This is a genomic window from Streptococcus sp. 2018110 (assembly GCF_019754115.1).
In the GTDB taxonomy this organism is placed as follows: Bacteria; Bacillota; Bacilli; order Lactobacillales; family Streptococcaceae; genus Streptococcus; species Streptococcus hashimotonensis.
On sequence record NZ_JAIJZO010000010.1, the window covers coordinates 1 to 10,863 of the forward strand.

The window sequence follows — 10,863 nt, forward strand, 5'->3', positions numbered from 1 at the left end:
ATCAATGAAGTGACCTATACCAATAATAATCTCAAAACTCGACAGGAGTTAATAGAGTGGGCTAGTAGCAAGTTTCGCTTAGAGGGAATTGATAAGCCAAAAGACGCCATCATCATTGAGGCATTTGAGTTAGATGGTCAAACTGTTCATCTAGGCGATACAGTGACTTTAAAAAGCAAGCTACACGGCATTGATGTGAGGAAGAAAGCCATCGCTTATGATTATGATCCTTTAGCTAAGAATTACCGCTCTATCACTTTTGATGATAAGGCAAGTATTGGCACAGGTAAAACTGGTGGGAGCATAACTACACTAGCAAATAATCTCATTGATGGGAATAAGCGGAGTGAGGATGTTGCCGTTGAAATTGCTCTTGAGAATGCCAATAAAGCCTTTGATGCAGAATTTGAGAAACGTCAAGTAGCCATTGATAACGCTATTGAACAGGCTCAAAGTCATGGGGAGGTTTATGCGGATCGATTAAAGGCCAGCATTGATAATGAACTTAGTTCTATTCACCAACAGATGCGGCAACATGAAGAGGAGCAGCAACGCATAACTCGTGATTTAATGGCAAAGGCTGGGGTAAATAGCAACCTAGCCACAGAAGCCAAACTGAAGGCAGAACAGGCTCAAACTGGGGCAACTGAAGCCCTCAGAAGGTCAGAACAAGCCAAGCTTGATGCCATTCAAGAAGCTAACCGATTGACTTCAACGGAGCGTAGTCAAACAGAGTCAAAGATTGCGACAGCAAAATCACAAGCTATCTCTGAAGCTAGTCGATTGGTTGATGTAGCAAAATCACTATTAGGTGGACAGTTGGCTACAGTAAGTACCAATCTCTCGCAAACCAAGGAAGATATAAAACTTCTTGCGAGTAAGCAACTGGTGGATAGTCTGACTGGTCGAGTAACGGGTGCAGAATCCATGATTCAAGTGCAAGCAGACCAAATTTCTCAGCGAGTAAAGACTAGCGATTTTAACCAAGCAAAACAGAGAATCGAAACTGCAGAGTCAACGATTACTCAATTGGGGAATCGTATTACAACTGAAATCAGTCAAGTGGATGCGAAAATTCCAACTAGCCTAGATGGCCTAAATTTGATGACTGGTACTCGTGATTGGTCGAATAAAGGAAATGCCTGGCATTTAGGAAACAATTGGTCTACTGAAACAGAGAATTTCAGAGGACTAGTAGTTCGTTCGACCCAAGCGGGTTATAACGGAAGTCATCAGAATATTGTTGTGAAAGCAGGAGATGTCATTACTTTTAGCTTTTATGCCAAAGCAAATCAGCCACTTTCTTCCATCAAAGTTTCAGCGATTTGGTCCGGTTCGAGTGTCTATAGTGCTCCAGTCGCAAGAGTGAGAGAGTCTGACGATATTATATCTGTCACCAGTGACTGGAAACGCTACTGGAAAACCGTTCATGTATTATCTGATGGCTCACTCCAATTTCGGACAGAGTACAATGGCAGTACTATCCCAAATGGCAATAAATTCTATGTGGCAGGATTGAAAGTCGCAAAGACCTCACTAGATACAGGTTATTCAGAAAATCCAGCAGATTTAGCTGGTGAATTGACCACCCAACGGACACTCATCACTCAAACGGCTTCTGGTGTAGAGCAGGTTTCTACAAGATTAACCGAGGCGAGTGGAAAGATTTCTAGTAGTGAAACACAGATTCGACAATTAGTTTCGGATGTATCCTCAAAGGTCAGTCAGACGGATTTCAATAACTTGAAACGAACTGTTGAAGGACATACTACATCCATCCAACAGACGCAACAATCTATTTTGCTTAAGGCTGATAAGACCGTTCTTGAAGGGGTCAAAACCACCGCTGACAATGCCTTGGCTAAGGCCAACACAAACGCTAGTCAGATTACCCAAACCAAGGCAGACCTACGGATTGCAAATGACGCTATTTCACAGAAAGTCGCAAAGACCGATTTTAATAGCTTAATCGGTCGAGTAACAAGTGCAGAAACCACTATCCGAACACAAGCTGGGCAAATTGAACAACGACTAACAAGTACGCAAGTTGAATCTGCCATTAACTCAAAAGGCTACCAAACTAAGTCTCAGGTTGATTCCAATATTGCGGGTCGTGGCTATCTTACGAGCAGTTCGTTACAACCCTATGCGACGACAACTAGTGTGCAGAATTTGGTTAGAACCACCTCTGATAGTTTTACCCAGCGAATCAGTCAAACGGAAAGCAGAATCCCTACCTCAGTTTCGCATCGCAACTTGATAGCTGGTACTTCGGATAGATGGAGTGTTTATCAGACGATAAATGCCACAAGCAACTGGGTAGCCTCTTTAGGGAGGGTGCAATTTGGAGATGAAAGTGGTATTTATATTGGGTCAAAAGTTCATCTATATGTTCATATCTCAGCGGATGAGATTACATTTGACCCTGCGGTGACGACTCGTAATATGAAACTCCAAGGTCCAATTTTGGATAGTCAAAATGCTTGGACATGGACTAACTGGAATTTGTATCACCCATTCTACAATAAATGGAGCAGCAATCTGACAACGGGCAACAATTATCGGTTAATCAAACTAACCTCTACCGTCACTCAAGAGATGTATCAACACTCTAAAGGCTTTGAACTTCAAGTCAGAATTGATGGAGTTAAAACAGGTAAGTTCCATGTGAGAGCTTTAATGGTATCAACTGGTGATATCTTTCCAGACTATTGGACACCATCATTAGACGACTTTACGACAGTGACCGCCTTTCATGAAGTGCGGGATACTGTAAGTAGTCACACTCGGACCATTGGAGATCACACCAATCAAATCAGTCAGGTTGTTCAAACGGCTACTGGGATTGTGACACGAGTTGGCAATCTAGAAACAAGTCGAGCAACAACGGCGGCAATTAATGCCATTCAAACGCAGGTTTCAACACTTGCAGGGGCGTGGTCGGTTCGAAATCTGACCAGTGCAGGGACAGTCCTGAGTCAGCTCAATCTTAATAAGGATGGCACAGTCAAGATTGATGGAAAACTCGTTCAAATAACAGGCACGACCTATATCCAAGATGGTGTGATAGCGAGCGGTAAGATTGCCAGTCTTGATGCAGGCAAGATTACGTCAGGCATCATCTCGGCAGCTCGAATTGGAGCAGAAGCAATCACTGCGGATAAGTTAAAGGTTGACCAAGCTTTCTTCACCAAGTTTATGGCAACGGAAGCCTATCTCAAGCAGTTGTTTGCCAAATCGGCCTTTATAACACAAGTGCAGTCAGTAACCCTATCTGCCAACAAAATTTCAGGCGGTATTTTGTCAGCCATCAACGGAGCTATGAAAATCAATCTTTCACTTGGGAACATCAAGTTCTTTACCAACTCTCCATCCATTTCTCGAGAGGTTAGTGGATATCCCCACCAATGGGTTTCCTTTGAGACAGGAACGTCAAACGGGAAACCATGTGGTGTAACCATTATTGGTTCGAATCGATGGAACAACTGGAATGCCAATGACGGTGGCTTTGTAGGAATTCGAGCATGGAATGGTACTGATACCGACCAAATTGATGTGGTAGGTGATAAAGTACGTTTAGCCAGTGCCCCATATACCAATCCAGATGGGTGGGAAATAGTAACCTTGCCTAATCGATTGAGTATTGATGCCTTTAAAGCATCTGACCGACCAAGTTCGATATTGAATATCGGTGATATCCGCATCTATCGAAATGGGACAACCTATGTCAGTCTAAAAGATGTACTTCATCAATTCAATCACAATTTTAAACACTTAGTAAACATCACAGGTCGAGGTGACGTCATCTTGACATGGGACACGATTAAATAAAGGAGTTCACAGATGAATCTAGAACAAATCAACCAATCACTTAAACTAACTATCCAGGAGCTTGTGACAAAGCTATCTGATGAAATTACCGCTAAGAACCTCATTGCCATCCAATTGGTGGAAAGGGATGAGGAACTTAGTCTGTTGCGTAAAGAAAAACAGGAATTGACTGAGCTGTTAGAAGTTCAGACAAAACCTGAAGAAGGGAAAGGAGAATAGTTATCATGGCACTTCTCAATATTGACAAAGTAACAGAACCATTTGATTTGGAAACAGCTCTCGCTTACATGCGTAAGAATGGAGAGTTCATACGTTGTAGGACCGCAGAGCAGGATTTTTACATGTATCTTGAAGAAGTAAGGCGACCTGCCATTAAGAATGGAAAGCGGCAGTTGATTACAACTGAAACAGTTTGGGCATTTAATCAGTGGGGCAGTACCACATTAACACTGAACCTTTCTGATTTGTTCCATGATTGTTTCTATCTGATGCGGTTTGATGAGAACGGTCAACCAGATTGGTCAGACCCTACCATTGTGCAGGAGGGTTCAGTAGAAAGTGAGGTGACCGATGAAGGAATTGTTAACACTTAATAAGATTTTATTTTCCATGATTGGAGGCTTGATTGGTAGTCTATTTGGAGAGTTGGATGGCATCCTATATGCTCTACTGGTCTTCATTATTATTGACTATCTAACAGGAATTTTTGCGGCAGTTGTAGAGAAACAGTTGTCGAGTAGTATCGGTTTTCGTGGCATCTTTAAAAAGATAGCTATTTTATTTTTAGTTTCATTAGGTCATATGATTGATACTGCAATCATCAAGCAGGGTGGAACAATTCGAACCATGGTCATTTTCTTTTATCTCAGTAATGAGGGGTTAAGTATCTTAGAAAATACTGTTCGAATTGGTCTACCAATACCTGAGAAACTACAAGCAATCTTAAAACAAATCAACGAGAGGTGAGAAGTTATGGGAAAACATCTAGTCATTTGTGGTCATGGGCAAGGGCGAACAGGCTATGATCCTGGAGCAGTGAATGCCAAACTAGGCATCACAGAAGCTGGAAAGGTTCGAGAATTATCCAAGTTAATGGCTAAGTACAGTGGACAACAGATTGATTTTATTACCGAACAAAATGTTTATGATTATCGGAGTATTACTAGTATTGGTAAGGGATACGACTCGATTACTGAATTGCACTTCAATGCCTTTAATGGTAGTGCCAAAGGAACAGAAGTCTTAATTCAATCCTCCTTAGAAGCAGATAAGGAAGATATGGCAATCCTATCTCTGCTTTCACGTTACTTTCAATATCGTGGTATTAAGAAGGTAGATTGGCTCTATAATGCCAACCAAGCAGCGAGCCGTGGATATACCTACCGTTTGGTGGAGATTGCCTTCATTGATAATGAACAAGATATGGCGATTTTTGAAAACAAGAAAGAGGACATTGCGAGAGGTCTTGTATCAGCTATAACAGGAGTTGAAGTCAAGACAATAGTTCCCTCGCCCCCCAGTTCAACCGTTGGGAGTTCAGGAACTCCTTCAAAACCAATCTATCTTGTTGGTGATAGTCTTAGGGTGTTGCCTCATGCGACTCATTATCAGACTGGTCAGAAAATTGCCAACTGGGTCAAGGGGCGAACCTACAAAATCATCCAAGTGAAGAATGTTCACCAGTCCAACAGTAAGAGAGCTTATCTACTTGATGGAATCAAGTCATGGGTGCTTGAGCAGGATGTAGAAGGAACAACTAAAGGCCATAGTGAGCAGACCTATCAAGCACAGAAAGGCGATACGTATTATGGAATCGCTCGGAAGTTTGGTCTATCAGTAGATGCTCTTCTTGCGTTAAATGGCTTGAAGAAGACGGATATTTTAAGAGTTGGACAAACTCTAAAGGTCAATGCGGCTTCAAGGACAACAACCACTATTCCAACCAGTGTTGCCAGTCGTGTGGTTGCGTCAGCTTTATCTAAGGTCGGTCAAAAGGTGACTGTTCCTTCTAACCCTTATGGTGGACAGTGCGTTGCCTTGGTGGATAAGATTGTTCAAGAACTTACGGATAAGAATATGTCCTATACTAATGCCATTGATTGTTTAAAGAAAGCAAAATCAAATGGTTTCCAAGTAATCTACGATGCTTGGGGTGTGAATCCTAAAGCAGGTGATTTTTATGTCATTCAGACGGATGGTTTGGTATATGGTCACATTGGTGTCTGTGTGACGGATTCAGATGGAAAAAGTATTGATGGTGTGGAACAGAATATTGATGGGTATTCTGACCATAATAAGAACGGTATCAATGACCAATTGGAAATTGGTGGTGGTGGAATTACTCGTCGTGTGAAACGTCAATGGATGGCGGATGGCTCACTCTACGATTCAACTGGAACAATTAAACTCGGTAAAGTTGTAGGTTGGTTTAGAATTTCATAATTATGTTATTAGCCTGGTGGAAACATCAGGCTTTATTTTTTTGCCTTTTTTTCAATAAGTGCGGAAAAATTACTCCCAAACCTACCTAGTAAGGTAGGAGGATAATATGGACGTTCAAAAAATTAATAATGAGATGACCTATCAACTTACAATGATACAAGCAAAGGTACTTCTAAATAAAGGAGCAATCACTATTGAGGAATTTGAGCTTTTTAGGCAATTGATGCTTGAAAAATATCAACCATTTATAAGTCAATTATCGACCTAATAACTGGATATTTTTTTCTTTTAGAGTGATATATAGTAGCGAAAGGAGTGTATTAATTTGAGAACTGTTAGAAGAATACAACCCATAAAATCGCCCTGCAAGCCAAAATTAAAAGTTGCGGCATATGCAAGGGTTTCCGATAGTCGTCTTCATCATTCTCTGTCAACGCAGATTAGCTACTATAACCGTTTGATACAAGCACATCCAGACTGGGAATTGGTAGGGATTTATTATGATGAAGGCATAAGCGGTAAAGAACAAAGTAATCGGCAAGGCTTTCAAAATCTTATAAAGGATTGTGATGATGGAAAGATTGATAGGATAATCACTAAGTCAATCGCTCGTTTTGGTCGAAATACAGTTGAATTACTAACCACTGTTCGACAATTACGTCTGAAAAATATTGGTGTTACTTTTGAGAAAGAAAATATAGATAGTCTTAGCTCAGAAGGAGAATTGATGTTAACCCTCCTTGCCTCAGTAGCTCAAGAGGAGTCTCAAAACCTGAGTGAAAATATAAGATGGCGAATCCAAAAGAAGTTTGAAAAAGGGATTCCGCACACTCCACAGGATATGTATGGATACCGTTGGGATGGAGAACAATATCAGATTGAACCTAATGAGGCAAAAGTTATAAGAAAAGTCTTTAAATGGTATCTGGATGGAGATTCGGTACAGCAGATAGTTGATAAACTCAATCAGGAACAAGTCTTAACAAGGCTTGGTAATCCATTTACCGTAGCAAGCATCAGAGAATTCTTCAATCAAGAAGCATACTTTGGTCGCCTTGTCTTACAGAAGACTTATCGCGAATCATTCTCTAGAAATCCGAAAAGGAATAAAGGGCAACGCAATAAGTACATTATTGAAAATGCACACGAGCCAATTGTTACAAAAGCATATTTTGATTTAGTACTTCATGAGAAGGAGCGAAGATATCAGTTAATGAGTCAAGAAAGCCACTTAAATAAAGGTATCTTTCGTGACAAAATTTTTTGTTCAGAATGCGGATGTTTGATGATTGTTAAAGTGGATTCAAAACAAGTCAATAAAACCGTACGATATTATTGTAGAACACGTAATCGATTCGGAGCATCATCATGTTTATGTAGGACGTTAGGAGAAAAGCGACTTTTGGCATCGTTTAAAAGCAAGTTAGGCATTGTCCCTGATAAAGAGTGGGTTGATATTAATATTAAACAAATTGAATATGACTTTGGTCACCGTATCATTTGGGTAACACCAGTAAAAGGAAGGAAATATCCTATAGAAATTAGAGAGGGGCGATATTAGTGAAGAAAGTAATTACTATTGAGGCTACACCAAGTATTATTAGGTCGAGTTCAGATGATTTCTCTTTGAAGAAGCGTAGAGTTGCAGGCTATGCTAGGGTATCAACTGACCATGAAGACCAAGCAACAAGCTATGAGTCACAGATGCGGTACTACTCTGAATACATTAATGGGAGGGATGATTGGGAATTTGTTAAAATGTACTCTGATGAAGGCATCAGTGGGACAAACACAAAATTAAGAACTGGTTTCAAATCTATGGTGGAAGATGCACTCAATGGCAAAATCGATTTGATTATTACAAAATCTGTTAGTCGATTTGCGAGGAATACCGTAGACTCACTGACTACAGTTAGGCAGTTGAAAGAGGTAGGTGTAGAAATCTACTTTGAGAAAGAAAACATCTGGACTTTGGATTCAAAAGGTGAGCTACTCATAACTATCATGTCTAGTTTAGCACAAGAAGAAAGTAGGAGCATATCCGAGAACGTAACTTGGGGCTTAAGGAAACAATTCGCAGAAGGGAAGGTTCATTTTCCTTATACCAATGTTTTAGGCTTTAAGGCAGGTGAAGATGGGGCAATTGTAGTTGATCAGGATGAAGCCAAAACTGTTAGGTACATCTTTCAGCAAGCACTTATTGGAAAATCACCATATCATATCGCAAAGGATTTGACTGAACAAGGTATATCCTCTCCTAGCGGCAAATCTCATTGGAACGCAACCACAATCAAGCGAATGCTTAGAAATGAGAAGTATAAAGGGGATGCCTTACTACAGAAAACATTTACAATAGATTTTCTGACCAAAAAGAAGAACATCAACAGAGGTGAGTTACCTCAGTATTATGTGGAGAATAACCATGAAGCAATAGTAGATAGAGAGACCTTTGATGCAGTTCAACTAGTGCTCGATAATAAAGGCAGAAAGTCGAGCACAACAATCTTTAGTTCAAAACTGGTATGCGGAGATTGTGGTCATTTCTTTGGTAGCAAGGTATGGCATTCAACTTCCAAATACAGAAGGGTAATCTACCGATGTAACGATAAATATAATGGCAGTAGTAAATGTTCTACCCCTCACGTTACTGAGGAAGAGGTGAAACAGTGGTTTGTCTCAGCAGTTAATCAAGTATTAGATAATAGGCTTGAAGTTATTGACAATCTATCTGTATTACTATCCATTGGAAGCCTTGAGGCAATTGACGAACAGATAAAGATTCTTGAAACTGAAGCAGAAGTTATCAGTCAGTTAGTTGCAAACCTAGTTTCAGAAAATGCCATCATCAGTCAGGACCAAGATAAGTACCTCAATAAGTATAATCAACTGTCCTCAAAGTATGAAGGTATAGTTCAGGAGATTGAATCACTAGAACTCGATAGGTTAAAAAAATCCAAACGGAATAAGGAATTGCAAGATTTCATGGAGACTCTTAACAAACAGGAGGGATTGTTAACAGACTTTGATGAGTTATTGTGGGAAACGATGGTCGAAAGTATCACAATAAATTTGGAGAAAAAGATAATTTTTAAATTTAAAAATGGGGTGGTCGCAACTATTTAAGTTTCGACTGCTTTTTTTTTGTTACAATATAAATAGTATAATTTACTAATGTTATATAATGGAGTATTATATTAAAATGAAGGCTGAAATGTATAAAAGTAATATTTTTTTATGGTTGGCAAAAGCAACATTATACTATGTATTACTATTTGGGGAACTTGAACAAGAAAAACTTAAAACGATGATATTATTCTCGTCATTTTGGTTGTTTTTATTTCTATTCACAATATTTAACGAGGATTCGAAAGAAGGATATATTACTATTTTAGATAGTTTTAAAGAAGATTTGTACGTCCAGTTCTTTATATTCTTTCTTAGTTATTTCTTTAAGCCAATTAACTTTATTGATTTAGTTAACAGCTATCTACTATTCTTTTTTAGTGGTATTTCAAACGTTATTCCTCAACAAATGAGGAAATTAAAACATAATTTTCAAACAAGTGTTTATGTAATTTTTTTTATTGCAAGTTGTTATTTGCCTTTATTTATACTAATCTTTTGTAACAAATTAAACATATATATTCTTTTGATTATACAACTAATCTCTACATCGGTATTAAATTTTATTTTTCTGAATATTTTGTGGTGTATCTTGAAAAAGAATGATGAAAACTAATCTAATAATTGTATCAAATATGGAACACATACCGATACGGACCATGTGGGCGATGTGCTGGAAGTGGCAAAGCAGGTCCAGATTGGTCGGATTTACGTGTCGCCAGGAAGCCTGACGGTGCCTGACTTTGTAGCCACCTTGAAAGAAATCAATGTCCCTGTTGATGTGGTGGCGGTGGGCGACCGCTTGCCGATTTTTGACTCCTATATGGAAGTTCTCTATCCAGACGGGACGGGTGACGGTGGCAATAATGACTCTGTTGTTCTTTACGGTCGTTTGCTGGAAACCAATTTTCTCTTTACAGGGGATTTGGAGCAGGGGGAGCTGGATTTGATAGAAAGCTATCCGCAGCTACCTGTTGATGTCCTCAAAGCTGGTCACCATGGCTCCCAAGGCTCTTCCTATCCTGAATTTCTAGACCATATCGGAGCCAAGATTGCCCTGGTATCTGCAGGAGAAAACAACCGCTACAAGCACCCTCACCAAGAAACCTTGGACCGCTTTGACAGTCGAAATATCCAAGTCTATCGCACCGACCAGCAAGGAGCTATCCGCTTCCGAGGTTGGAAAGAGTGGAGGATTGAGACGGTGAAGGAGTAGATTTTGGTAGTAAGCTATATAATTATAGTTTGTTTAGTTGAGGCTGGGCAAAAAGCCCAGGACCACTACTCAGAGTTCGTGTCAACATCTCAGCGCAGTGGTTGATTGGCAGATTTGTTCGTGTTTTGTACTCCAAATCTGGCCTAATCAACTGTGCGGGGGTGGGAAGACGAACTCTTTTTATCTTGGTCGAGTTCTTTCCCACTCCCATTTTCTTGTTTTGGTGAGATTGCTAGCGTTTTCTTTGCATT

The 10,863-nt window shown here is 39.9% G+C and carries 8 protein-coding genes and 1 pseudogene; all 9 read left to right on the forward strand.

Annotated elements, in window-relative coordinates:
• A partial coding sequence (locus K5Q34_RS07070) for a gp58-like family protein (RefSeq protein ID WP_221864761.1) occupies nucleotides 1-3,831 on the forward strand: 3,831 nt, incomplete at its 5' end.
• 12 nt (nucleotides 3,832-3,843) lie between these two features.
• Nucleotides 3,844-4,050: a hypothetical protein gene (locus tag K5Q34_RS07075; RefSeq protein WP_002943561.1), complete on the forward strand. Its 207-nt coding sequence runs from the start codon at nucleotides 3,844-3,846 to the stop codon at nucleotides 4,048-4,050.
• 5 nt (nucleotides 4,051-4,055) lie between these two features.
• The gene (locus K5Q34_RS07080) at nucleotides 4,056-4,424 is read left to right on the forward strand and encodes a hypothetical protein (protein WP_014636352.1); all 369 of its coding nucleotides are present in this window, start codon (nucleotides 4,056-4,058) and stop codon (nucleotides 4,422-4,424) included.
• Nucleotides 4,402-4,797 (forward strand): holin family protein, encoded by a 396-nt coding sequence (locus tag K5Q34_RS07085; protein WP_024388660.1) that lies wholly within the window; start codon nucleotides 4,402-4,404, stop codon nucleotides 4,795-4,797. Before K5Q34_RS07080 ends, K5Q34_RS07085 begins: the two co-directional genes overlap by 23 nt.
• Before the next feature lie 6 nt (nucleotides 4,798-4,803).
• Complete coding sequence (locus tag K5Q34_RS07090; RefSeq protein WP_221864762.1) at nucleotides 4,804-6,273, forward strand: LysM peptidoglycan-binding domain-containing protein; 1,470 nt, start codon at nucleotides 4,804-4,806, stop codon at nucleotides 6,271-6,273.
• 106 nt (nucleotides 6,274-6,379) lie between these two features.
• A complete protein-coding gene (locus tag K5Q34_RS07095; RefSeq protein WP_024380991.1) occupies nucleotides 6,380-6,541 on the forward strand; it encodes an SHOCT domain-containing protein in 162 nt (53 codons plus the stop codon).
• 57 nt (nucleotides 6,542-6,598) lie between these two features.
• Nucleotides 6,599-7,834 carry a recombinase family protein gene (locus tag K5Q34_RS07100; RefSeq protein WP_105123795.1) on the forward strand — a complete coding sequence of 412 codons (1,236 nt, stop codon included), beginning with the start codon at nucleotides 6,599-6,601 and terminating at the stop codon, nucleotides 7,832-7,834.
• The gene (locus K5Q34_RS07105; RefSeq protein WP_208498424.1) at nucleotides 7,834-9,396 is read left to right on the forward strand and encodes a recombinase family protein; all 1,563 of its coding nucleotides are present in this window, start codon (nucleotides 7,834-7,836) and stop codon (nucleotides 9,394-9,396) included. Before K5Q34_RS07100 ends, K5Q34_RS07105 begins: the two co-directional genes overlap by 1 nt.
• Nucleotides 9,397-10,036: 640 nt before the next feature.
• Nucleotides 10,037-10,612 (forward strand): annotated as a pseudogene (locus K5Q34_RS07110) (ComEC/Rec2 family competence protein); the annotation flags it as partial.
• Between the last annotated feature and the right edge of the window lie 251 nt (nucleotides 10,613-10,863).